The 24,286-nt window shown below is 56.7% G+C and carries 24 protein-coding genes and 1 tRNA gene; 3 read left to right on the plus strand and 22 right to left on the minus strand.

Going from position 1 to position 24,286, the window contains the following annotated elements:
• Positions 1-59: 59 nt before the first annotated feature.
• From MOMUL_RS05515 to MOMUL_RS05560, 10 genes are all read right to left on the minus strand, one after another.
• The gene (locus MOMUL_RS05515) at positions 60-923 is read right to left on the minus strand and encodes a sensor histidine kinase (RefSeq protein WP_062282616.1); all 864 of its coding nucleotides are present in this window, start codon (positions 921-923) and stop codon (positions 60-62) included.
• On the minus strand, positions 913-1,422 hold the full coding sequence (locus MOMUL_RS05520; RefSeq protein WP_062282619.1) for a hypothetical protein: 510 nt from the start codon (positions 1,420-1,422) through the stop codon (positions 913-915). Before MOMUL_RS05520 ends, MOMUL_RS05515 begins: the two co-directional genes overlap by 11 nt.
• Before the next feature lie 54 nt (positions 1,423-1,476).
• A complete protein-coding gene (gene rsmB, locus MOMUL_RS05525; RefSeq protein WP_153018269.1) occupies positions 1,477-2,856 on the minus strand; it encodes a 16S rRNA (cytosine(967)-C(5))-methyltransferase RsmB in 1,380 nt (459 codons plus the stop codon).
• Positions 2,857-3,061: 205 nt separating this feature from the next.
• Positions 3,062-3,868 carry a DUF116 domain-containing protein gene (locus tag MOMUL_RS05530; protein WP_062282621.1) on the minus strand — a complete coding sequence of 269 codons (807 nt, stop codon included), beginning with the start codon at positions 3,866-3,868 and terminating at the stop codon, positions 3,062-3,064.
• Complete coding sequence (gene fmt, locus MOMUL_RS05535; RefSeq protein WP_062282624.1) at positions 3,859-4,794, minus strand: methionyl-tRNA formyltransferase; 936 nt, start codon at positions 4,792-4,794, stop codon at positions 3,859-3,861. Before fmt ends, MOMUL_RS05530 begins: the two co-directional genes overlap by 10 nt.
• A gap of 49 nt (positions 4,795-4,843) precedes the next feature.
• Positions 4,844-5,302, minus strand: a complete 459-nt coding sequence (gene def, locus MOMUL_RS05540) for a peptide deformylase (protein ID WP_062282627.1) — start codon at positions 5,300-5,302, stop codon at positions 4,844-4,846.
• 19 nt (positions 5,303-5,321) lie between these two features.
• The gene (priA, locus tag MOMUL_RS05545; RefSeq protein WP_062282629.1) at positions 5,322-7,757 is read right to left on the minus strand and encodes a replication restart helicase PriA; all 2,436 of its coding nucleotides are present in this window, start codon (positions 7,755-7,757) and stop codon (positions 5,322-5,324) included.
• 267 nt (positions 7,758-8,024) lie between these two features.
• Entirely contained in the window at positions 8,025-9,401 is a 1,377-nt protein-coding gene (locus MOMUL_RS05550) for an FAD-binding oxidoreductase (RefSeq protein WP_062282632.1), read from the minus strand.
• A gap of 143 nt (positions 9,402-9,544) precedes the next feature.
• A complete protein-coding gene (locus MOMUL_RS05555) occupies positions 9,545-9,982 on the minus strand; it encodes a type II toxin-antitoxin system VapC family toxin (RefSeq protein ID WP_062282634.1) in 438 nt (145 codons plus the stop codon).
• The gene (locus tag MOMUL_RS05560; RefSeq protein WP_062282637.1) at positions 9,963-10,220 is read right to left on the minus strand and encodes an AbrB/MazE/SpoVT family DNA-binding domain-containing protein; all 258 of its coding nucleotides are present in this window, start codon (positions 10,218-10,220) and stop codon (positions 9,963-9,965) included. Before MOMUL_RS05560 ends, MOMUL_RS05555 begins: the two co-directional genes overlap by 20 nt.
• Before the next feature lie 309 nt (positions 10,221-10,529).
• On the opposite strand from MOMUL_RS05560, the gene MOMUL_RS05565 reads away from it, so the two are divergent.
• Positions 10,530-10,886, plus strand: a complete 357-nt coding sequence (locus MOMUL_RS05565; RefSeq protein WP_054938311.1) for a hypothetical protein — start codon at positions 10,530-10,532, stop codon at positions 10,884-10,886.
• A gap of 125 nt (positions 10,887-11,011) precedes the next feature.
• On the plus strand, positions 11,012-11,134 hold the full coding sequence (locus MOMUL_RS17510; protein WP_269085189.1) for a hypothetical protein: 123 nt from the start codon (positions 11,012-11,014) through the stop codon (positions 11,132-11,134).
• 8 nt (positions 11,135-11,142) lie between these two features.
• Here MOMUL_RS17510 and MOMUL_RS05570 read toward each other — a convergent pair.
• The 9 genes from MOMUL_RS05570 to MOMUL_RS05610 all read right to left on the minus strand — a co-directional run bounded on the left by MOMUL_RS05570 (position 11,143) and on the right by MOMUL_RS05610 (position 20,485).
• Positions 11,143-11,217, minus strand: a tRNA-Thr gene (locus MOMUL_RS05570).
• A 278-nt stretch (positions 11,218-11,495) separates the two neighbouring features.
• The gene (metK, locus tag MOMUL_RS05575) at positions 11,496-12,683 is read right to left on the minus strand and encodes a methionine adenosyltransferase (RefSeq protein ID WP_062282639.1); all 1,188 of its coding nucleotides are present in this window, start codon (positions 12,681-12,683) and stop codon (positions 11,496-11,498) included.
• A 4-nt stretch (positions 12,684-12,687) separates the two neighbouring features.
• Complete coding sequence (gene coaBC, locus MOMUL_RS05580) at positions 12,688-13,938, minus strand: bifunctional phosphopantothenoylcysteine decarboxylase/phosphopantothenate--cysteine ligase CoaBC (protein WP_236713003.1); 1,251 nt, start codon at positions 13,936-13,938, stop codon at positions 12,688-12,690.
• A complete protein-coding gene (gene rpoZ / locus MOMUL_RS05585; RefSeq protein ID WP_062282644.1) occupies positions 13,917-14,120 on the minus strand; it encodes a DNA-directed RNA polymerase subunit omega in 204 nt (67 codons plus the stop codon). The genes coaBC and rpoZ overlap by 22 nt, the downstream gene beginning before the upstream one ends.
• 151 nt (positions 14,121-14,271) lie before the next feature.
• A complete protein-coding gene (gene remA, locus MOMUL_RS05590) occupies positions 14,272-14,547 on the minus strand; it encodes an extracellular matrix/biofilm regulator RemA (RefSeq protein ID WP_054938316.1) in 276 nt (91 codons plus the stop codon).
• A gap of 16 nt (positions 14,548-14,563) precedes the next feature.
• Positions 14,564-15,442, minus strand: a complete 879-nt coding sequence (locus MOMUL_RS05595) for a YicC/YloC family endoribonuclease (RefSeq protein ID WP_062282647.1) — start codon at positions 15,440-15,442, stop codon at positions 14,564-14,566.
• Positions 15,443-15,497: 55 nt separating this feature from the next.
• Positions 15,498-16,670, minus strand: a complete 1,173-nt coding sequence (locus MOMUL_RS05600; RefSeq protein ID WP_062282650.1) for an LL-diaminopimelate aminotransferase — start codon at positions 16,668-16,670, stop codon at positions 15,498-15,500.
• Between the two features lie 94 nt (positions 16,671-16,764).
• The gene (gene dapF / locus MOMUL_RS05605; protein WP_062282653.1) at positions 16,765-17,610 is read right to left on the minus strand and encodes a diaminopimelate epimerase; all 846 of its coding nucleotides are present in this window, start codon (positions 17,608-17,610) and stop codon (positions 16,765-16,767) included.
• 76 nt (positions 17,611-17,686) lie between these two features.
• Entirely contained in the window at positions 17,687-20,485 is a 2,799-nt protein-coding gene (locus tag MOMUL_RS05610) for a cation-translocating P-type ATPase (protein ID WP_062282655.1), read from the minus strand.
• A gap of 233 nt (positions 20,486-20,718) precedes the next feature.
• Between MOMUL_RS05610 and MOMUL_RS05615 the strand changes: the two genes are divergently transcribed.
• On the plus strand, positions 20,719-22,482 hold the full coding sequence (locus MOMUL_RS05615; protein WP_062282658.1) for an Rqc2 family fibronectin-binding protein: 1,764 nt from the start codon (positions 20,719-20,721) through the stop codon (positions 22,480-22,482).
• Positions 22,483-22,523: 41 nt separating this feature from the next.
• Here the strand turns inward: MOMUL_RS05615 and MOMUL_RS05620 are convergent, their stop codons facing one another.
• The 3 genes from MOMUL_RS05620 to pyrF form a co-directional block, all read right to left on the minus strand.
• Positions 22,524-23,090: a hypothetical protein gene (locus MOMUL_RS05620; protein WP_062282661.1), complete on the minus strand. Its 567-nt coding sequence runs from the start codon at positions 23,088-23,090 to the stop codon at positions 22,524-22,526.
• Positions 23,077-23,307 (minus strand): hypothetical protein, encoded by a 231-nt coding sequence (locus MOMUL_RS05625; protein WP_062282664.1) that lies wholly within the window; start codon positions 23,305-23,307, stop codon positions 23,077-23,079. The genes MOMUL_RS05620 and MOMUL_RS05625 overlap by 14 nt, the downstream gene beginning before the upstream one ends.
• A gap of 183 nt (positions 23,308-23,490) precedes the next feature.
• Entirely contained in the window at positions 23,491-24,213 is a 723-nt protein-coding gene (gene pyrF / locus MOMUL_RS05630; RefSeq protein ID WP_236713004.1) for an orotidine-5'-phosphate decarboxylase, read from the minus strand.
• Between the last annotated feature and the right edge of the window lie 73 nt (positions 24,214-24,286).

Raw genomic sequence — 24,286 nt, forward strand, 5'->3', positions numbered from 1 at the left:
TTTGCTAATTCTACCATATTATTCTACATGATTCTCCAGATTCCTGCTGCCCTGGCAAATTATATCGATAAAATGGGAAATTTCACAGTAAAAACCGTGCCCTGGTCGCTGCTGCGGACCTCGATCCGGCCGTTATGGGCTGCCACCAGCTTCTGGACGATGTAAAGCCCCTGGCCGTGGTTCTCCTTATCGACCTTCTTCGTGGTAAAACCACGTTCAAAGATCTTTTTCTGCAGCTCCAGGGGAATGACCGGGCCAGTATTGCCCACCTCAAAGCAGTAGTAATTGCCAGCATTAAAGATCCGTAGCCAGATGCGCTTTTCCGTGCCGGGCAGGGCGGCCAGGGTGGCTTCGATGGCGTTATCCAGGAGGTTACCAAAGATGCTGGTGGCATCCGTCTGGGACAGCAAGAATCCCTTTAAATCGCTGTTGATCTCGTATTGAAAGTTGATCCCCCGGGCTTCCGCCGCCGCGGCCTTGGCCTGGAAGAGGGCCGCCAGGACCGGCTGGTTGACTTCAATGATGCGGGTGGGCTGGCGCACCTCGTTGCAGACCGAGGTTATGTACTCCAGGGCGGCATCGGCCATGTTCAGCTGCAGCAGGCCGTAGACCGTCTGCAGGTGGCTGATGAAGTCGTGGCGCTGGGTGCGTAAATTCTTCAGGCTCTCCTTTAAATTGTCGATGTACAATTCCTGGCGCAGGAGCTGCATGTCCCGGCCGGCTGCTGAAAATAAAACATAAATCATACCCATGGAAGTCAGCAAAAGTAAAAATGAGAGAATCAGATTGGCAGCTGGTGTCTGCTCCAGGGTAAAAATGGGAAAAATTTGCCGGACATAATAGCTTAAATTTAGAAGCACAATCAAAAAGGTCTGTAGTAGGACCAAGGTGATAATAACCCAGGTTAAATTTTTACTTTTCATCCTCTTTTTCCTTTCTCTTATGACTGCGCAGCAGCAGTCCATCCCCAAATATTAAGGAGAAATGCCGGCGCCGGCAGAAGTATGCAACCAGGCCCAGGACTATTTCATCCGGTAAGGGAAAAAGAACCCTTAACCATGGATCATGTAAGGCTGTTGCAACACCGATACCAGTAAGATTGGATACAATAGGAATAGATATACCCTCAACAATACCTAAAGCAAGGATACCAAGGGAAGAGGCTATAAGCCCTTTAAAAAAATTTAGCCGTAAAATCAGTCGTATTGCAAGAGCTAGTGCAATAATTAAAGCTAAAGTATGAACGCCAAAATCCAGGGATAAACGCCGGAAGTAAAAAGAAAACACCGCCCCGATTATCCCGACCACTACAATCCCTTTCATCCGGGGGTACTCACCAACTAGGGCTAAACCTAAAGTAACTAAAATTATTTCCTCCGGTATAGACTGGAAGACCAGGGCCGTCCAGGGCATGATGTCCATAAATTTCCCCCCTGTTTACCGCCTATCCACCTAAACCAAATTCTGCATCGCAGGTCAAAATCCTCTATTTTCCTCCCTTTTTAAGCGCGCTATGAAGAAGCCGTCGGTACCGTGGCGCTGGGGTAGATACTGCACCCAGCCCTGCCGGGCCGGGACCTCCAGGTCGGCTGGCAGGACCGGCAGCCATGGTTCCAGGGAAACAAGGGAAAATTCCCGCGCCCGGTCCAGGAATTGCCGGATAACTTCCTGGTTTTCTTCCGGGGCCAGGGAGCAGGTGCTGTAGACTAAAACCCCGCCCGGCTTTAAAGCCCGCCTGGCTCCCAGGAGGATCTCCAGCTGTAGCCGGGCCATTTCCCAGGTCCCGGCCAGCTCTTTGCGCCAGCGGGCATCTGGCCGCCGGCGTAGCACCCCCAGCCCCGAACAGGGGGCGTCAATGAGCAAATAATCGGCGACCTCCGGGTAACGTTGCCCCAGTTCCCTGGCATCCGCCAAAACCGCCCGGACACAAGTCACCCCCAGGCGCCGGCAGTTTTCTTTAATTAACTCCAGGCGGGAAGGATGGACATCGCAGGCCAGAATCGTGCCCCGGTTGACCATGAGCTGGGCCAGGTGGGTGGTCTTGCCGCCGGGGGCGGCACTGGCATCGATAACAATAGACCCTGGTTCGGGTTTTAAGGCATGACCGACCAGCTGGGAACCTTCATCCTGGACATAGAACAACCCTTCCCGGAAGGAAGGGCTGGCCTTTACCGCCCCCAGGCCTTCAACTATTAGGCCCTCGGGGGCATAGCGGGCCGGCCTGACGGTAGCTCCCTCGTCCTGGAGGCGCGCGGCCAGGCCGGCTACTGTCGTCTTCAGGGTATTGGTGCGGATGGCCATGGGGGCCGGTTCATTATCCGCACGGCAGAGGGCTTCCGTCTCTTCATAACCAAACTGCGCCAGCCATTTTTCCACCAGCCAGCGAGGATGGTAGTAACGCAGGGAGAGGTAACCGGCAGGATCCTTCCCCGGTTCGGGGTAGGGTAAATTCTCTTTGCGGCGATCCAGGTTGCGCAGGACGCCGTTTACCAGGCCCACAGTGCCCCGGTGGCCGTATTTTTTGGCCAGTTCCACTGTTTCGTAGATGGCCGCCCGCGCCGGTATCCGGGGTAAATACATGAGCTGCGCCCCACCCAGGCGCAAAAGGCAACGCATCCAGGGCGGTAGTTTCGCCAGGGGGTGCTTTAAAAAGAGGCCCAGGGCCCAGTCCAGGGTTTGCCAGGCCTTGATGGCGCTGTAGGCCAGCTCCGTGGCCAGGGTGCGGTCACGGCCCTCCAGGTTGGAGGCCTGCAAGACTTCATCCAGGGCCAGGCTGGCAAAGGCCCCTTCCTCCGTCACCCGGTAAATGACCTGCAGGGCCGCCTCCCGGGCCGAAGCAGCCGGCCTCAGTTTCACCCTCTGTTACCTCCTTACGACAATAAGTTTCTACCAAAAATCGGCGATAGCTGGTTGATCTGTACTCCAGCTTCTTTGGGGCTGGGGGTACAGGCTTTAGGCTCCGGTGGTTCTCGGCTAGCAAACTTTACACTCAGCCTTGCTAGGCGGCGGGGGTGGCTTTACCCAAACATACTTCCTTTTCATTGCGCGTTATAGGGAACTTCTAAACACTGCTACCAACTCCCCAGCCTTCACTGCGTACATGGGGCTGGTTGATTGTTTTGCCGTACAGGAAAAACTGGATGGCTTGCTCTACCTGGTTTAAATTAACCTGGGTATTGAGGCAGGGACCGTGGGGCCTTGAGTTTAAAACCCCCAGGACAGGCATAGGTTGGGTGTCCTGGATGCCACTGGTTAAATCACGCTCGCAGGCAATGGCCACTACCGCCCGCGGCCGGTACTGTTTGACAAAGTGCCGGGCCAGAGTACCTCCGGTAGCCACGGCCAGGCGGACACCGTATCTTTCGGCCAGGGCATGAAGGGAATCAATGGGGCAGCGGCCACAGCGGCGACAGTTATAGACGTCAACAGTGATTTTATGGGGACAGCCGCTCCACTGCAGGCAGTGGGGAGCCAGGAGGAGGATCTTCCCGGGTTCTACCAGCAGGCCCTGGAGGCGGACTAACTGGTTATTCATCTCAATAAACGAGGCTTTAATGGTTTCTGCCTTAACTCCCAGGCGCCTGCCCAGGGCCAGGGCCACAGGAAAAAGGGTATTGACGGCTATTAAGCCCAGGCGCTGGAGGAAGGGCCGGCTGCGTTCCTGCCAGAGGATCAATACCAGCCCGCCGATTCCCAGGGCAATGATGAGGAAGAGGACGGCCATGGTAAAAAAACCCAGCACCAGGAGGAGACGATTGAGAAAACTGGTATGGTTAACCAGGAGATACCAGCTGCCTGCCAGCACGGCAGTTATAAACAAAAGGCTTAGGGCCAGGAGGCCAATGAAAAGGCGCTTTTTTATGCGCATCCCAGCACCTCCCCGCTGGCCAGGGGGTAACCCCGCAGGTAGGCGTCCGCCGGCATGATCTTTTTCCCCTGGGGCTGGACGGTGGTGATGAGCAGCCTGCCTCTTCCGGCCTGGACGACAAAGCCTTCACCCGTCACCGCCACCACCTGGCCCGGTACCCCGGTAGTTGCTTCATCTAAAATTCTGGCGCCATATACCTTCAGGCGTTCGCCAGCCCGCAGGGTGTAGGCCCCCGGCCAGGGGTTCAGGCCGCGGATAAGGTTATAGATTTTTCCTGCCGGCCGCTCCCAGTTAATTTTCTCTTCATCCGGTTGCAGGGGGGGCGCGTAGGTGGCCAGGGTTTCATCCTGGGGCTGGCGGGGAGCCCGGCCGGTGGCCACAAGGTCCAGGGTATGTACCAGGAGCCCTGCACCCAGGACGGCCAGCCGGTCGTGGATTTCCCCGGTTGTGGCCTCCGGGCCAATGGGCAGCTTCTCCTGGAGAATGATATCGCCGGCATCTAATTGCAGCACCATCCACATGGTGGTAACGCCGGTTTCTTTTTCACCATTCATTACCGCCCGGTGGATGGGGGCTGCCCCCCGGTAGCGGGGTAAGAGGGAAGCGTGTAGATTGATACAGCCCTTTTCCGGCAGATCCAAAATCTCCCGCGGGAGGATACGGCCAAAGGCAACGACCACAATGACTTCCGGCTGCCATTGCTGTAACCTGGTTAAGAATTCCTCCTCTTTCATGGCCGCCGGCTGGCTCACCGGCAGTCCCGCTGCCAGCGCCGTCTCCTTAACGGGGGGCGGATGGAGTTTTTTCCCCCGTCCCCGGGGCCGGTCGGGCTGGGTAACCACCCCGGCGATTTCATGGCCGGCAGCAAGCAGGGCCTTCAAAGAGGGTACGGCAAAATCCGGCGTCCCCATAAATACCAGGCGCATGTCTACCGCTCCTTTTCGGAATTCAGAGGCAGGAAGTCCGAAGCCGGAATTAAGGTTTATCTTCCAGCCAGCGGATTACTTTATCGATAAAGAGGACCCCGTCCAGGTGGTCAATCTCGTGCTGCAGGGCGCGGGCCAAAAGGCCTTCCGCTTTGATTTCCCTTTCCCGGCCGTGGCGGTCAAGGCCCCGCACAGTTACGACTGCGGCCCGGGGTACTTCCCCCTGGGCTCCGGGGACGCTGAGACACCCTTCGGGGCCTACATCCTTTCCTCTGGCTGCTATTATTTCCGGATTAACCAGTTCTATCAGCCCTTCCCCCACGTCAACGACAATGACCCGCTTTAAGACCCCGATCTGGGGGGCGGCCAGGCCCACCCCGGGGGCATCGTACATGGTATCGGCCAGGTTATCCAGGAGTTTCCAGATATTAGGAGTAATCTTTTTTACCGGCTGCGACTTTTCCCGTAAGATGGGGTCCGGGTGGATTAAAATCTGGTGAATTGCCAACCTCTTTGCCTCCTACCTTCTACCAGGGATTAATGGGCCCTACATCGACTATCATACGGACATCATGGCGGTTGCGGTAAGCTGCCAGGCTTGCAGCCAGGTGGCCCTTATGCCGCGACCAGCCGGGCACCTTGAGAATCAACTGCCAGCGGTAATTATCCTTGACCCGGGAAGGGTACCCTGGCGCCGGGCCCAGGACCTGGATCTTGCTGCTTTTACTGTTGATTAGTCCGGCCACCTCATGGGCGGTTTCAATAACCCTGGCCTCGTCCGGCCCGGTAAAACCCAGCCGCACCAGTTTTATAAAGGGAGGATAGCTCAAATTACGCCGCATAGCTATCTCCTGCTCGTAAAACTTATGGTAATCCTGGGTCGCGGCCAGGGTAATGGCCGGGTCCTCGGGGTTATAAGTTTGAATAATAACTTCCCCTTCGCCGGTCCGGCGGCCGGCCCGGCCGGCTACCTGGGTTAACAGCTGGAAGGTACGTTCCCGGGCGCGAAAGTCCGGCTGGTACAGGGTTAAATCGGCGTTAACCACACCCACCAGGGTAACGCCAGGAAAATCCATACCTTTGGTAATGGTCTGCGTACCGATAAGGATATCAACCTGTCCGGCAGCAAAGGTACGGTAGATCTTTTCCCACTGGCCCTTCCTGGCTGTAGTATCCCCATCGGCCCGTAAAATTCTGGCCCCAGGCCATAAAGCCCGCACTTCTTCTTCCACCCGCTGGGTGCCGGAACCCAGACGTACCAGGGTGCCCCCGCACACCGGGCAATTGGCTCCTGCCTTTTGCACGTAGCCGCAGTAATGGCAGCGCAGGGTGCCATCCTGGTGATAGGTCAGGGCTACGGCACAGTGCCGGCATAAAGGAACGTGGCCGCAGTGGCGGCAAAGGACATGGGGGGCATAGCCCCGCCGGTTTAAAAAGAGGATGGCCTGCTGTCCCGCTGCCAGGGCGGCAGTTATCCCCTGCTCCAGCCGCCGGCTTAAAATACCGTGGTGACCGGCCCGAAATTCGGCCCGCAAATCGACTATCTCCACCCGGGGCAGGCTTACATTCCCCGCCCGCCGGGGTAGCTGTAATAACTGTATTTTCCCTCGCCGGGCCAGGTAAAAACTCTCAGTGCTGGGGGTGGCGCTTCCCAGAACCACCACCGCTCCTTCCAGCTGCCCCCGCTTGATGGCGACCTCCCGGGCGTCATAGCGTGGCGCGGTATCCTGCTTGTAGCTGCCGGCGTGTTCTTCATCAACGACGATGAGCCCCAGCCGCGGGAAAGGGGCAAAAAGGGCCGACCGGCTGCCAGTGATAACCTGGATTTCCCCCCGGCGGGCCTGCTCCCAGACGGTCGCCCTTTCGCCGGCAGGCAAATCCCCGTGGATAACGGCCACCCGGTCTCCCAGCCTTTGCCTTAGCCGGGCTACCATTTGCGGGATCAGGGCATGTTCCGGAACCAGGAACAGGACCTGGTAGCCCTTTGCCAGGGCCTCGCCGGCGCAGCGCAAGTACACCTCGGTTTTGCCGCTGCCGGTAACACCGTGGAGTAAAAAGGTCCCTCCCCGTCCCAGAGCGGCGTTGATAATTCCCACTGCTTCTTCCTGAGCCGCATTAAGTTTGATTTCAGGACATATTTCCTTATTATCTCCGGGAGGTAGCGGGGTAATCGTAATTAAGCCATGTTCTTCCAGGCGCTTCAGGGCGGCATATCCCCCGCCGGCAGCAAAGCTGGTCACCGGCCGGGGGCCGCCGTCCAGGAGGTCCTTCAGGATGGCCGCCTGGCGCGGGGCTTTTTTTACCAGGGCTTCTATTGCCGCTGCCACCCCTTCTCCTGGTACTACCCAGCGGGGCCGCCTCTCCCGGGGCGCCTCCCGCCAGGACCACTCTTCCCGGACCAGGCCGTGGGATTTTAAAGAGGCTAAAGCCCCGCTAAGTTCCTGGCGGCGGCCGAACTGCTGTAACTGGCCTTCCCCGGCCACCCGGCGGCTGGCCAGGTAGGCGGCCACAGCTCCGGCCGGCGGGGGCAGGCAGTTAGCCAGGTTTAAAGCCTCTTCCGTTTCGCCTCCTCCGCCCGGTAGCCAGCACCACCGGCGTTCCAGGCGCCGGCCTGTTGCCGGCGGCAGGAGGGTATTTAGGGCTACCGCCAGGGGACAGAAGTAACGCTCCGCCAGGTAGCGACTAAGTTCTACCATCCCTGGCGGCAGGAAATCCCTTTCCAGGACAGCCTTGATGGCCTTCAGCCCGGCCCGGTCCGCTTTATCAGGCAGGGCAACTACCAGTCCCGTGGCCAGCTGCTTCCCCACCGTTACCAGGACCAGGGAGCCTTCTTTTACCTGGGAAGCCAGCTCCAGGGGTACCTGGTAGGTTAACGTTCCAGCGATAGTTTCAATCGCCCAGCATGGGAGCCGGGCGCAACCAGGGGCCGAGTTGACGGCCACTTCTACCAGCAAATTCGCCAACTCGACCCCCTCCTGGTTAACATATCCACCAGAAATATTATAACAGATTTGAACCTGGTAGTGAATGCGGGATTCAGATTTGGGTATCCCCAGTTTTAAGCCTGCCGGGGGTTCCCTGCAGTTAAAGGTGATTTAACTGGCCGGCCCGGACCCTCTCCACTTTCTCTCCGCTTCCACTCCGCTTTTTAAACTATTGTATCATAAAAGTAAAATTTAACCTCCTGGCCACATGGACCCGTACTCGCCGTCTGGATATCGATAACCCTGTCACTCAGAGAAAATCTTGTGGGGGTTGAGAATGTTTTTCGGGTCCAGGGATCTTTTAATATCCTGCATGGCCTGGTAGCCAGCCTCTCCCAGTTCTGCCATAAGGAAAGGTGCCTTGAGGAGGCCGATGCCGTGTTCCCCCGAAAGTGTCCCCCCCAGCTCTAAAGCAGCCTGAAAGATTTCGGCAATGGCCTTTTCCACCCGCTGCATTTCTCCCGCATCCCTGCGGTCACAGGCTATGTTGGGGTGAAGGTTGCCGTCACCGGCATGGCCAAAGATGACCAGGTCAATCTGGTATTTTTCCCGTATTTGCCCCAGCCTCCGGATCATGGCCGGTACCCGGCTGCGGGGGACAGTGGCATCTTCGGAAATTTTGGTGGGTTTAATCCGGGTTATGGCCGGGGAGACAGCCCGCCGTGCCCGCCATAAGTCTCCTGCTTCCCGGGCATCAGCAGCGAACCTGATTTCGGCAGCTCCCACTTCCTTCAGAACCGCTACTACTCTCTCTGCTTCCCTTTGGGCCTGCTCCCTGTCCCCATCAGTCTCGATAAGGAGCACGGCTGCCGCTTCCCGAGGTAACCCGCAGGGGCTGAACTGTTCTACGATGGTAATGGAGACACTGTCCATAATCTCCAGGGTTCTGGGTATTATCCCGGCACTGAGGATGGCATTGACTGCTTCACCTGTCTGCACCAGGTCTTTAAAGGCTGCCAGGATGGTTTTGACGGCCTGGGGTTTAGGAATAAGGCGCAGGGTAATTTTGGTGATGACCCCCAGGGTCCCTTCAGACCCGGTAAACAGCCGGCAAAGGTCATAGCCGGTGACGTTTTTGACGGTCCGGCCCCCCGGGTGGATTACCCGGCCGTCGGCCAGCACCACTTCCAGGCCCAGGATGTAGTCCCTGGTGACGCCATACTTGAGGGCCCGGGGCCCTCCGGCACACTCGGCAACGTTGCCACCCAGGGTGCAAAACTCGGCACTGCCGGGGTCCGGGGGATAGAAAAGCCCCCTTTCTTCTACCGCCCGGTGCAGGCCGGCGGTAATTACCCCCGGACCTGCTACGGCCAGCATGTCCTCGGGGTTAATCTCATAAATGGTGTTCATGGCCGTCATTACCAGGGCTATACCCCCGCCCCTGGGTACCGATCCGCCGCTTAAGCCCGTGCCGGCGCCGCGGGGGTGGACCGGTATGCCCTCCCGGCAAGCCAGTTCCAGTACCCTGGCCACCTGTTCGGTACTGGCCGGCTTAACTACCACATCCGGCTTGTAGGCCACAAAAGTACCATCGTAAGAATAGCAAAGGAGATCTTCGGGTGACGCCAGTACCCGGTCCTTCCCGACAATCCTTGCCAGCTCTTGCTGTAGGGAAGCCTGCAAATCAATCGCCTCTTAAAGCCGGTTTCCTTCCTGTTTAAGGTTAGTTCGGCACCGAGCCATGTTTTTCATGCTCACACGCCTTTACCTGTGCATTACGAATTCGGTATGACCTTATAAGCGAAAACCCTAACAAGGGTAAGGGATTACTCTGGATTACCTTGTCCCAGCCAGGTTAAAGGAAAACCCATTTTAACACTGGCATTCTTAATTTCCGGATCACCCGTCACTACAGCAGCATTATTTTTTAACGCCGCAGCAATGGCATAGGCGTCGGCGTAAGACAGGGCATAGGAAGCCTTTACTCTGGCGGCTACCAGCGTTAAATCTTCGTCACCTACCAAAAACTCTACCGGCCAGTTTTTTACCGTTTCCAGGACCCTTTCAGCTTCTATTTCCCCATATTTCCGGTGTACCCGGTAATATACTTCACCTAAATTTATCCACGTCATGAATAGCCGCACGGTGTTATCCCCGGCCTTTTTTAGTAGCAGAGCTACTTCATCAGCTCCGGTTTCGTCTTCCAGGTAACAAATGACGGCATAAGCGTCAAGGACAAAATTTTTATGGTAACTGCCGTTCATGGTCTTCCTCTAATTTACGTTCTTCCCGCTTATAGGCGGCATGGGTTTTTGTCAATGATTGTTTTGCTTTCAACATGCCTCGCGCCCCTCTAACCGGGTCAGCCGGGGCAGGGGTAATAATGATTTGACCTTCCTTCTCTGTAATTATGGCCCTTCCCCGCGCCTGGAGGCCATATTTTTGGCGTAAATGAGCAGGGATAACCACTTGACCCTTAGCGGAAATCTTCACCGTCGGCATTAACCCTCACCTCTCTTTTGCTTTACCTCTAAATTTATTGTAAAACTTAATGATGAAAAATACAACCTTAGATCTACATTGGTGCGTGTCAAAGGTTTGTAGGCAAGGACTCTGAAGGCACTGGTTACCAGACGGTAATGGTACCGCATGGAATTAGCCATGAGTCACCGAAACTCCGGCAATGCTCCCTGTCTTTCCTGCGGGCAGGGGGAAAAATTTGGTGTAGCTTAATATATTTGGCTTAATATGGAACCTTTTCCGTATGAAGCCATATTATATTATCAAAGAATAAAAGGAGGAGTGATTCCTATGTCTCAAGAGGCTGAGTTGAACACAATTTTTGACAAGATTAAAGATGGTTCACCCGAAAAAAAAGATCCAGCATTGGAAGGGCTGGAGGCCGCCCTCAACGAAATGCAACTCGACGGAGACAAAAAAATTGGCATTGAATTCGAGTGTGGAGATTGTTGCAAAAAAGTTATAAACGGATCCAAATTATTTTTCGTCTTTAATTTTGCAGTTCTGCTTCCGGCACCGGGCGATTGCCTCTTCATGAAGGTTTTTAGTGGTGGTCAACTCGTTGATAAACAGATCATGAGGAAAATCATAATTCCTGTAGGCCGTATTTGTGCTATTGAAATTGAACCCGTGCAAGTGGACCCCTAATCTGAACACCATTGGTATCCCTTAGCATTACAAAGACACCAAAGGCTGTTGACAAGTTAGTAGGTCAACAGCCTTTTTCTTTGCAGGGAAAAAGCCTACAATGCCGGACTACATAGATAAAATTTATGTTCGCCAGGATTGAAAAACACCTGGTCTTAAAGTTTAAAAACCGCCGTAACCAACCGGCCCGTCTGGAGTTATCCCTGCCGGAAGAAACAGCGAACGCCGCAAACTCTTGCGGCGTCTAGCTTTTTTCTGGAGCTGATGGAGGGATTCGAACCCTCGACCTGCGCATTACGAGTGCGCTGCTCTACCCCTGAGCCACATCAGCACTTATCACAAGGGATATTATAACACCACCCGGCCGGGGAATCAACACTATTTCGTTTTGCCTGTTTTGCCCCCCACCGTTACCGTCTTCATTTTTAGCGGCCACTCTGGCAATGGCACCACAAAATGCCTGGCGCAATCGGCTTACCGTCCTACTCAGCTCACAAAACTCTTTCTCCGGGAGAAAATCAAGGCCTCCGGAATTATACCGGAGGCCCTTACGTATCAAGGCCACAAATTACTCTGGCTTATACCTTCCCTCAAAGGCCTCGACTATAACTATAAACCAGCATCCGCCCGCAGGGCTTCTACCTTGTCCAGCCGTTCCCAGGGGAGGTCCAGGTCGGGCCGGCCGAAATGGCCATAGACGGACACCTGCTTGTATATGGGCCGGCGCAGATCCAGGTCGCGGATAATGGCTCCCGGCCTCAGGTCAAAGTGGGCCTGGATCAATTCTACCAGCCGCTCGTCGCTGATTTTGCCGGTCCCGTAGGTTTCCACGCTGATGGATACCGGCCGGGCCACACCGATGGCATAGGCCACCTGCACCTCGCAGCGGTCAGCCAGGCCGGCTGCCACCACGTTTTTGGCCACATAGCGGGCAGCATAGGCAGCCGAGCGGTCCACCTTGGTGGGATCCTTGCCGGAGAGGGCACCGCCGCCGTGGCGGGCCATACCACCATAGGTATCGACAATAATCTTGCGGCCGGTGAGGCCGGTATCGCCCTGGGGGCCGCCAACGACAAAGCGGCCGGTGGGATTAATAAAATATCTCGTCCGGTTATCCAGCATCTCAGCCGGGATCACAGGCTTGATGACGGTTTCCAGGATGTCGTCCCTTAAGGCGGCCATCTCGATGTCGGGCCGGTGCTGGGTGGAAATAACAACAGTATCCACCCTTACAGGCCGGCCGTCTTCATATTCCACCGTCACCTGGGACTTACCGTCCGGCCGTAAATAGGGCAGGATCCTTTCTTTCCGCACCTCAGCCAACCGGCGCGTGAGATTATGGGCCAGGGCAATAGGCATGGGCATATACTCCGGCGTCTCCCGGGTAGCATAGCCAAACATCATTCCCTGGTCGCCGGCGCCCAGAGTCTCTAATTCATCCCTGGCTACCCCCTGCTTTTTCTCCCAGGCTTCATTGACGCCCATGGCAATATCCGGCGACTGCTCATCAATGGATGTGACCACAGCACAGGTATCGCAGTCAAAGCCAAATTTGGCCCTGGTGTAGCCAATCTCGCGAATGGTTTCCCGGGCCACCCGCGGTATATCCACATAGCAATCGGTGGTTATCTGCCCGGCCACCAGGACCAGCCCGGTACTGACCAGGCACTCGCAGGCCACCCTGGCCAGGGGATCCTTTTCATAAATGGCATCCAGGACGGCGTCGGCAATGCGGTCGGCAATTTTATCAGGATGCCCTTCAGTTACAGATTCGGATGTAAATAACTTGCGTGCCATTTCTTTATTCCTCCCTTTCCGGCCCTGCGCTCCTCCCCGGAAAGCGCGGCAAAGTTGTGACGGCATCCAGGATACGGTGGGCCACTTCTAGCTTTGGTAACTGCGGTAATTCTTCCTTACGGCCGCCAGGAAAAAGCAAAGTGACAATATTTGTTTCGCTGCCAAATCCTGCCCCGGGCCTGGTAACATCATTGGCTACGATTAAATCCAGCTGTTTGTCATGTAACTTTTGCCCGGCGTTTGCCAGCAAGTCTTCCGTTTCGGCGGCAAAGCCGACTAATATTTGTCTTTCTTTCATCCTGCTTAAGCAAGCCAGGATATCCACAGTCGGTTCGAGGTGAACAAATAATTCCCTCTGTTGCCCCTTTTTGATCTTCTGCGTTGCCTTAGCTACAGGCCGGAAATCGGCTACCGCGGCGGCCTTGAGGACTATATCTGCTCCCGCAAACCGCTCCTCCAGGGCGGCCAGCATTTCGGCTGCCGTCTGGACCCGCACCACTTCTACCTCGGGTGGCGGCGGTAGCGGGCTGGCAGTGATTAGCGTCACCCTGGCACCACGCTCCCAGGCTGCCCGGGCCAGGGCATAACCCATTTTACCGGAGCTGTAATTACCTATGTACCTTACCGGGTCCAGTGGTTCCCTGGTGCCGCCGGCAGTCACCAGCACCACCAGATCCCTGTAATCCTGGGGTGCCAGGGCTCGCCGGCAGGCAGCGACTATACGCTCTAAACTGGCCAGCCGGCCTTTGCCCGTAGTACCGCAGGCCAGGAAGCCTTCTTCCGGTTCAATAATGCCCCAGCCGCGCCGTTTTAATGTCGCCAGGTTTTCCTGGACGGCTGCTTTTGCATACATATTCACATTCATAGCCGGGGCCACCAGGGTGGGACAGTTTACCGCCAGGGCTGTGGTACTCAGGAGGTCATCGGCCAGGCCGGTGGCCAGCTTGGCCAGGATATTGGCCGTCGCCGGGGCGACGAGGAAAAGATCAGCTTTGTTAGCCAGGTCAATATGGGTCAAGGGTCCCCCGCTCCCGGCCCCGAAAATTGCCGTCAGGGCCGGTTGCCCCGTTAGGGTGCTGAAGGTCAGGGGGGTAATAAATTCCGTTGCCCCTGCTGTCATGATCACCCGGACGGTAGCCCCTTCCTGGACCAAAAGCCGGCAAAGCTCGGCCGCCTTGTAGGCGGCAATGCCGCCGCAGACCCCTAAAAGGATGGTTTTGCCCTCTAAGACCTTCACGCTTTCTTCTTGCCCCACTCGTAATTTATCTTGCCCTCAGCAATCTCCATAAGGGCTACCGTTACTGGCTTGGTCCCCTTAGGGTACAGGTTGGCAAACTGCCCTTCCGTCAGCGTCCGCGCCCTCTTGGCGGCCAGGACCGCCAGGGCGTATTTGCTGCCAACTCGCTTTTCCAGTTGATCCAGGGATGGCTGTTTCAATATTTCTTCCTCCCGAAAAGATAAAAACACCCGCAGGAAAACGCTCTTTTATACGTTTTTCCCTGGGGATCAAGGACAAAGATATATTCGCGCTGCCATTTATCGTGGCCACCCGCGTCCCGGTAGTGCTTTGCTGTTATCCAGCCGGAATTTATTCTTCCGCTTCCTCACTTGTATTAATAGGTTCCCGGGAAGACAGGCGGTGAGCCACCGTTTCCGGCTGGACGGCCGACAGGATGATATGATCGCTGTCGGTAATAATCACCGCCCTGGTCCGGCGGCCATAGGTGGCATCAATTAACATGCCGCGGTCGCGGGCTTCCTGGATAATTCGTTTAATGGGTGCGGACTCGGGGCTGACAATGGCTACTATGCGCCGGGCGGAAACAATGTTGCCAAAGCCAATGTTAATTAATTTGAGGTCCATACTCCCCCTCCTTTACCTACTCCACGTTCTGGACCTGTTCGCGCATCTTCTCCAGTTCACCCTTAACCGCTACTACTAGATTACTAATGGCCAGGTCACTGGCCTTGGAGCCGATGGTATTAATCTCCCGCCACATTTCCTGCAGGATAAAATCCAGCCGCCGCCCCGCCGGTTCTGCCCCGGCCATGGCCGTTGCCATTTGCTCCAGGTGACTTAAAAGGCGGATGATTTCCTCGGTGATATCAGCCCGTTCGGCCAGCAGGGCTACTTCCATCTCCAGGCGCCCGGGATCCAGAGCAAGGCCCCCGGTTAGTTCGGCTACCCGCTCTTTAAGACGCTCAGCATATTCCCGGGGTACTTCTGGCGCCCGTTCCCGGATAGCTTCCACCTGCCGGCGGACATACGCGGCCCTGGCTTCCAGGTCAGCCTGCAGGCGTTGCCCTTCGGCCCGGCGCATAGCGAGTAAATTCTCCAGGGCTTTTTCTAAAGCCCCGGCTACTACCGGCCAGAGGGTGGCCTCGTCCCATTCCGGTTCGGCAACTTTAACGACCTCTGGCATAGCTAATAGCTTCTCGGCGGTAATATCCGCCGGAATAGCCAGATTTTGCGCCAATTCCTTCAAGGCATTATAATACGCCATTGCCAGGCCCATGTCAACGGTTAGCGGCCGTTTTTCCACATTTTCTTCGCTGATGCTCACCATTACTTCCACGCGGCCCCTGCTGAGGCTATTTTTAACGACCTGGCGTATCTTTTCTTCCAGGGCCGTATAAAGGCGGGGTAGCCGGATCACCACATCCAGGAAACGCTGGTTTAGGGCCTTAATCTCTACAGTAACAGTCCTGCCGGTACCGCTGGCTTCACCCCGGCCATAACCCGTCATACTGTTCAGCATGGCCTGCCCCTTCCATTTAAGGAAAGACGCAAAAGTTTTGCGCCCCTGATTGCCATTAAAATTCTACTTTTCCCAAGGCACGCCGCAGGCGTTCAATGGCCTCCTGCATGCGTTCTTTGCTGATGGTTAAAGCAATACGGAAATAACCTTCGCCATAATTACCATAACCGTTACCTGGAGTTATAATCACGCCGGCCTTCTCCAGGACCATCTCGGCAAACCCGGCCGAAGTATAGCCTTTGGGTACCGGCGCCCAGACGTAAAAGGTAGCTTTGGGCTTCTCCAGCTGCCAGCCCAGGGAGTTAAGTCCCTCAACAATGATGTCCCGCCGCTCCTGGTAAATGCGCCGGACTTCAGCAAGACCGTCCTGGGGCCCCGTCAGGGCGGCAATGCCGGCATACTGGACGGCCTGGAAGGCCCCGGAGTCAATGTTGGACTTGAGCCGGCCCAGGGCCTCGATGACATCGGCGCGGCCGCAGGCCCAGCCCAGGCGCCAGCCGGTCATATTATAGGGTTTGGATACGGAGTTAAATTCAATACCCACGTCTTTAGCCCCGGGAGTTTGCAGGAAGGAAGGGGCGCGATAGCCGTCGTAGGTAATTTCGCTGTAAGCGGCATCGTGGCAGACAATGAGATCGTAGTTTTTGGCGAACTCGACAACTTCCTGGAAAAATTTAAGGTCGGCCACAGCACCGGTAGGGTTATTGGGGTAATTGATAAACATCAGCTTCGCCCGCCGGGCGACATCGCTGGGAATCTCCTTAAGGTCAGGCAAAAAGCCGTTGGCCGCCGTGAGGGGCATAAAGTAGGATTCCCCGCCGGCCAGCAGGGTGCCGATATGGTAGACGGGGTAACCGGGGTCGGGTACCAGGTTGATATCGCCGGGGTCAACATAGCAAAAGGAGATATGGGCGATACCCTCTTTGGACCCAATGAGGGTTACTACTTCCCGGCGGGGATCAAGGTCAACATTGTAAAGGTTGCGGTACCAGTCGGCCACGGCCTGGCGAAAAGAGAGCATCCCTACTGAGGTGGGGTAGCGGTGGTTTTCGGGGTTATGGGCCTGTTCCACCAGTTTATCTATGACATGGGCCGGGGTAGGGAGATCAGGATCGCCGATACCCAGGCTGATGATATCAACTCCCTGTTCCCGGGCCTCTTCAATTTTTTTCTCAATGCGGGCAAATAAGTAGGGTGGTAACTCGCGGATACGCCTGGCTTCTTGCATAATTTATCCTCCTTACCAAAATAGCATGCTATTCAACGAGGGGTTGTCCTCCCGCCCCTTAAAGCTACATTACATCCCACCTGCGGTGGTGGTTTTACTCCTCATGGAGGGGGAAATGGCCCCGGAAGACTTCTACTGCTGGTCCGGTCATGTAAACATGGTTATTCTCCCTCGACCATTCGATCTGCAGGTCACCGGCGGCCAGGTGGACCGTCACTTCCCGGTTGCTGCGGCCGGTGAGGACGCCGGCGACGGCGGCAGCGCAGGCACCGGTACCGCAGGCCATGGTCTCCCCGGCTCCCCGCTCCCAGACGCGCATTTTTAGCTCGCCGCGGTTCAGGACCTCGATGAACTCGACGTTGGTGCGCTGGGGAAAGAGGGGGTGGTTTTCTACTGCCGGCCCTACCGTATTCACGGGAGCCCCCGCTACATCCTCAACAAAAAAAACGCAATGGGGATTTCCCATGGAAACACAGGTTCCCCGCCAGGTGGTGCCAGCTACCGTCACCGGCTCATTCACCACCGGGGAACCTTCACCGGCCATGGGAATCTGGCCCCGCTCCAGGCGAGGCTCGCCCATGTCTACCCGGACACCGGCTACTTGATCACCATTGAGGATCAGCCGGGGCTTTATAATTCCGGCCAGGGTTTCCACCTGGATTTCCGGTCCCCGCACCAGCCCCGCTTCATAGGCATAGCGGGCAAAGCAGCGAATGCCATTGCCGCACATCTCCGGCTCGCTGCCGTCGGGGTTAAAAATCCGCATCCTTAAGTCCGCCCGGGCTGAAGGCAAAACCAGGATCAGCCCATCGGCGCCAATACCAAAGCGGCGGTGGCAGACCCGCCGTGCCAGGACTGGTAAATCGCCCAGTTCTTTTTCTTCCAGGGCATTTACCAGCACAAAATCATTACCCAGGCCATGCATCTTGACAAAATGCAAAGGCAATCACCCTTATCATTCGCGGCATTTCATTGTTTTATTTTAACATTACCCTTTAATTTTTACCACCCTTATTTTACTTTTGCCAGACCAGGCGCCAGACCGGGGCCACCAGGTAGTAGCTGATGGCCTGGAGGAGGGTGCGCCACCCGGCTGCCAGTAAAACTATGCCCCAGTGGAAGGAGTTTAAGGGTGCTGTTTTAAAAACAACCTGTAGAAAGGGTACGTAAAGTACCAGCAGTTGCATGGTGACTGAGCAGGCTACGGCCAGCACCAGGTAGGGGTTGGAAAAATAACCTACCGCAAAGGGCGAAAGGTGTTCCGAGCGACATTCAAAGACGGCGAAGAGCTGGGCCATGACCAGGGTGGTAAAGGCCAGGGTGCGGGCGGTAATTAAATCGCCATCACCCAGGTACAGGCCCAGGATAAAAACGGCCAGGGTGGCCAGGCCAATCTGGAGGCCCAGGACAGCCATGCCCTTACCCAGGCCGCGCGCGAAGACACTTTCCCCGGGCTGGTGGGGCGGCCGCTGCATCAGGCCCGGCTCCTTTTTGTCCACCCCCAGGGCCATAGCCGGCAGCCCATCGGTAACCAGGTTCATCCAGAGAATCTGGATGGGTAAGAGGGGCAGGGGCAGGCCGCTGATGGCCGCTACGAACATGGTAAACACTTCCCCGATATTACAGGACAACAAGTAACGGATAAATTTGCGGATATTATCGTAAATGCCGCGGCCCTCTTCCACGGCGGCCACAATGGTGGCGAAATTGTCGTCGGCCAGGACCATGGCGGCGGCTTCCCTGGCCACGTCAGTACCACTGCGGCCCATGGCAATACCAATATCGGCCTCTTTAATGGCCGGGGCATCGTTGACCCCGTCCCCGGTCATGGCCACAATATGGCCGTTGGCCTTTAGGGCCCGGACAATACGCAGCTTGTGGTGGGGCGAAACCCGGGCGTAGACATTGACTTCCGGGGCTACCCTGGCCAGCTCGGTATCGTTCATCGTTTCCAGTTCCCGGCCGTTTAAAACCTGCCCTGCCCCTGCCGGCAGGCCCAGTTCGCGGGCCACGGCCCGGGCCGTTACCTGGTGGTCACCGGTAATCATGACCACTTTAATCCCGGCCTGGTGGCAGACGCGGATGGCCGCCGCCGCTTCCGGCCGCGGCGGGTCCAGCATGCCCATTAAGCCCACCAGGATGAGGTTCTTTTCTACCGTTTCTCCTTTTATTTCCGCCCCTGCCTCCAGGTCGCGGTAGGCCAGGGCCAGGACCCGCAGGGCTTGCCCGGCCATAGCCTCATTTTCGGCTCTCATGAGTTCGCGCCGGGCGGCATCCAGGGGCAGGACCCTGCCGTCTACGAGGATACGGTCGCAGAGGTCGAGGATGACATCCGGGGCCCCTTTGACATAGGCCCGTAAGCCCCGGCCCGCCCGGCAGATAACACTCATGCGCTTGCGGCCGGAATCAAAGGGAATCTCGGCTACCCGGGGCTCTTCCCGCTCCAGCCTTTCCCGCCAGAGACCCCCTTTGGCAGCCGCCACCAGCAGGGCGCCTTCCGTGGGGTCGCCGCTGATACTCCAGTTGCCGCCGTTGCGGCCGCCAAACATTTTACTGAAGAAACCGGTCTTTTGTCCCACACCGGCCTTCTCCCGCCCGTTGCCCCGGCGCAGCCAGCCGCCAATGGTCAGCCCGGCCTTTTGCAGCAGGGCATTATTGCACAGGGCGGCAATGGTCAGCAGCATCTTGAGGTCGCCATCCACCGCCACCCGCCGCCCCTGGTCCTGGTATTCACCCTGGGGAATATATCCTGTCCCGCTCACCATAAGGCTCTTGCCGCCGGCCCAAACCCGGCGCACAGTCATCTGGTTCTGGGTGAGTGTCCCGGTCTTGTCCGAGCAAATCACCGTCGCACATCCCAGGGTTTCCACGGCCGGCAGCTTGCGAATGATGGCATTGCGCTGCACCATCTTCTGCACCCCCAGGGCCAGGCAGACGGTGACAATGGCCGGCAGGCCCTCGGGGATGGCTGCCACAGCCAGGCTTACGCCGGCCAGGAACATGCCATAGAGCTCTTCGCCCCGCATGGTACCGATAATAACCACTGTAGCGCAGATGGCCAGGCAGGCCAGCACCAGCCAGCGGCCTAAGGAGGCCAGGCGTTTTTGTAAAGGGGTATCTTCATCTTCTACTTCCTGGAGCATTCCAGCAATCTGGCCTACTTCCGTGTTCATGCCCGTAGCTACCACTACGGCTTCGCCCCGGCCGCTGGTGATCACCGTTCCCTGGTGGACCATGTTGCGCCGGTCGCCGACGGCTACCGTCCCTCTCAAAGGACCGGGCTCCTTATGGACCGGTACCGACTCCCCTGTGAGGGCCGCCTCATCGGCCTGGAGGTTAATGGCTTTCAGCAGCAGGGCGTCGGCCGCCACCCGGTCACCGCTTTCCAGGAGCAAAATATCGCCGGGTACGATATCCCGCGCCGGTACCCGCCGGACCTCATTATCCCGCCTGACCCGGGCCTCCGGCGCCGCCATTTCCTTCAAGGCTTCCAGGGAACGTTCGGCGCGGTATTCCTGGACAAAGCCCAGGATAGCATTGATGACTACTATAGCCACAATGGTAATGGCATCGGCCGTTTCCCCGAGGAAGGCCGAAACGGCCGTAGCCGCCAGGAGGACCAGGACCATGAAATCCTGAAACTGGGCCAGGAAAATTCTATAAGGCGGCACCTTGGGTTTGGCCTTGAGCTGGTTGGGACCAGCTTCCTCCAGGCGCCGGCGCGCTTCCAATTCCGCCAGGCCCCGCCCGGCATCGGTCTGTAAAGCCTCTAAGGCCTCTCCAGGACTCAACTGGTACCACAGTCGTGACTGCATTCCCCTCGCCCCTTCTTTTTTCCAGAATCACCATCAGTGTATGCCTGTCCCTGGAAGAAAAGAACAGCCGGGCAGGGAGTTTCCAGTCACCTTCAGGTAATGATATACTAAAGTCGTGTATGGCTCATTTTAAAGGAGCCTCACAACGCTCACCAACCGTTTATGCAGAGGCCGGGTGCCGGATGCCTTACGGTCTCTAACTTCGTACTTCAACTTTTGAAGGAGCATATATCATGGCTTATGACGGCCTCTTCCTGGCTGCCATCAAGGAAGAACTCTCCGGATTGATCGGCAGCCGTGTTGACCGCATCTTTCAACCCGAAAAAGAAACGATTATTCTCCACCTGCGTAAAGGCCGTGACACCAGGAAACTCCTCCTCTGCAGCCTGGCCGACCAGGCCCGGGTGCATCTAACGGCGGCCAGCTTTACCAATCCCGTCACACCACCCCTCTTCTGCATGGTCCTGCGCAAACACCTGGAGGGTGGGACCCTAGTGGCCGTCGAGCAGCCGGGCCTGGAGCGGGTCCTGGCATTACATTTCCAGACGACCGATGAACTGGGCCGGCCGGGAACGCGGGTGCTGTTAATTGAAATCATGGGCAAGCACTCCAATATCATCCTGCTCAACCCCGACGGCAGCATTATTGACGCCGCCCGCCGTTACACCCATGCCGTCAGCCGCCACCGGGAGGTCCTGCCCGGGCGCCCCTATGTCCCGCCGCCAGCCCAGGCCAAGGCCGATCCCCGCGGCCTCGATGACGAAGCCTTTGCCCGCCTCCTGTGGGAAGGCCCCTGGGATACTCTCCTGGAGCGCCTGCTGGTGGAAAAACTCGCCGGCCTGGGGCCGGAAACCGCCCGGGAAGTCGTCTGCCGGGCCGGCCTGCCGGCCGGAGCAACCCTGGAAGGCTGCGGCGAATACGAACTGGCCCGCATTTACCAGGCCCTCCGGGAAATCATGGCGGCTACCAGCCCGGCCGCTTGGCAGCCGGTTGTCGTCCTGGGGCAGGAACGCCGGCCCCTGGCCTTTGCCGCCTTTGAACTTTCCCAGTACCAGGGATTGCCGAGGGAATATTTTTCAACCCCTTCGGCCGCCTGCGACAGTTACTATCAGGCCCGCAGGGAGCAACAGCTCCTTGAAGGGGCCAGGAGCAGCTTAGAGCATATCTTGGAGCGGGAATTAAAACGCTGCTATAAAAAAGAAGGCCTCCAGGCCGCTACGGTGGCCGAAGCCGCTGATGCGGAAAAATTCCGCCTAGCCGGGGAGCTCATCACCGCCAATATCTACCGCCTGAAAAAAGGGGAAGCTGCTTTAACGGCCCCCAACTTCTATGACCCGGCAGGCGAACCGGTAACCATCGAGCTGGATCCGGCCCTGACCCCGGCCGAAAACGCCCAGCGGTATTTCCATCGCTATAACAAGGCCAAAAATGCCGCCCGCCTGGCCGCTGAGCAGCTGGAACAAACCCGGGCCGAAATAGCCTACCTGGAAAGCATCGCCCAGGCCTTGAGCATGGCCGCAAGTTACGACGACCTGGCGGAAATCCGCCGGGAACTGCGCCAGGCTGGCTACCTGCCGGAAGAAAAGGAAAAAGAAAAGCCGGGCAAACCCAGCAAAAAGGGCGGCAAAAAAGAGGCCCCCCGGCCCTCCCAGCCCCTGGAATTCACTTCACCAGACGGTCTTAAAATCCTGGTGGGCAAAAATAACCGCCAGAACGACTGGTTGACCTTAAAATATGCTGCTCCAGGCGACCTCTGGCTCCATGCCAAAGACATCCCCGGCTCCCATGTGATCATCCGTACCGGGGGCCGGGAAGTACCCGCCCCTACCCTGGAAATGGCGGCCCGGCTGGCCGCTCGCTACAGCCGCGCCGGCCAATCCAGCCGGGTACCGGTCGACTACACCCTGGTGAAAAACGTCCGCAAACCCGCCGGCGCCAGGCCCGGAATGGTCATTTACGACCACCAGCGCACGGTTTACGTAACGCCGGCGGAGTAGGATGCCTAAAGTAATGCCCATGGCAGGACATTCATTTTTGTTTATTCATTCAACCATTCCTTTAGTTTCTGTAGGGTAGCTGGATAATCCTGGCCCGCTGCTGAAAGCATATAATCTATATCTAATCTATCACGATGTACCTTCAACATCCTAAGACCCCATTCACAATCGGAGGTTGACTGCCAGTAAATGCAGGCCCGTAGACGATCTAAAATAATATCTTCTATCCCGATCACGTATACATGTCTACCACTCGGCAGGTGAAGTTTAATAATTTTTTCTTCATCAGCATCTTCTAGAACATCATTGGGAATTTCTATACCAATATCTATTTCCGGATGAAACCAGTGCCTACCTTCTTTTATAAACCCTAATTGTAAAAAGATTTCATTGGCTAAGTCCCTGCGCCCTAAAATCAAATCGATATCCTGTGTAGTATATTGACCGCGGGTGTAAATTTCCACCGCCAGTCCTCCGACAATTACGGGTTTTATGCCGTAAGGTTCCATTAATTCTGTGAAGATAGCGGTCGTTTCTATCATTGCTTCATAGCGATTTTTAGAAACTAGACGAGCTATGGCCTGTCTGGCTTCTTCAATCGAATTCATAATACCACTCTCGTTTACTTAAAATTTTTACCTTACCATCCGCAACGGACCTTTGCCATTTATAAATACAAAGGTGGTCCAGTATTTCTTGCTCTTCCGGGTCCCGCGGCCTTCTCCTGGTTACGCGTTCGCTGCGAGAGCGAATAATTCTACGGTTGATTTCCGGCATTTGGGAAGCAATTTGCTTTTCAATCTCTATTGCCTTCCACTCACGCATCGTGTTTCACTCCATTTTTTATAGACAGAACGATTTATGATTATTGTAACGCCTACAAGACGACCTATCAAGCTTTTTATGGTCAGCCGAGAGGCTATCATAGTATTGACAAATGAACCCGATGTTTTGCAGCCTACGTCGTGGCGAGAGCCTAAGTCTACTCTGATGGCTTTCGTTAACTGGTTATATAATGCCCTCCATCTCCCTCTCAATAGCCCTGGCGGCGGCAGCCGGGTCGGGGGCAGCCGTAATGGGGCGGCCGATTACCAGGTAAGAAGCCCCCTCCTGCAGGGCCGCGGCCGGGGTCATGACCCGGCGCTGGTCGCCCAGGTCGGCTCCCGCCGGGCGCACCCCCGGCGTTACAATGACGAATTCCGGCCCGCATGCTTCCCGGATAGCCCGGATCTCCCGGGGTGAGGCCACCACCCCGTCCAGGCCGGAGTCCCGGGCCAGTCGCGCCCAGCGCACCACCTGCTCCTCTACCTCCCGCTCAATTCCCACCTCGTGGCGCAGAGCTTCCCCATCCAGGCTCGTCAAGACGGTAACGGCAATGAGGACCGGTGCCGGGCGTCCAACTGCGGCAGCTTCTTCCCTGGCAGCCGCTGCCGCGGCCTCCATCATGCTCCTGCCGCCGGCAGCATGGACGTTGAGCATGTCCACCCCCAGGCGCACCAGGGCCCGGGTCGCCCCGGCCACGGTGTTGGGGATGTCGTGGAGCTTCAGGTCGGCAAAGACTTTGCCGCCTCGTTCCTTGATCATACGGATGGCCGCCGGTCCAGCGGCCGTGTAAAACTCCAGGCCTACTTTAAACATGCCGACGTAGGGGAAAAGCTGGTCTACCAACTTTTCCCCGGCCGCCAGGTCGGGTACATCTAAAGCAACGATTATTTTATCTCTGGAAGGCATATAGATCATCTCCTGTACTCTACATGGACAAAATAGGCGCTCTTAAATCTCACTTTATGAGCCTATAGTTCGA

It is taken from the genome of Moorella mulderi DSM 14980 (assembly GCF_001594015.1).
In the GTDB taxonomy this organism is placed as follows: Bacteria; Bacillota; DSM-521; order Neomoorellales; family Neomoorellaceae; genus Neomoorella; species Neomoorella mulderi.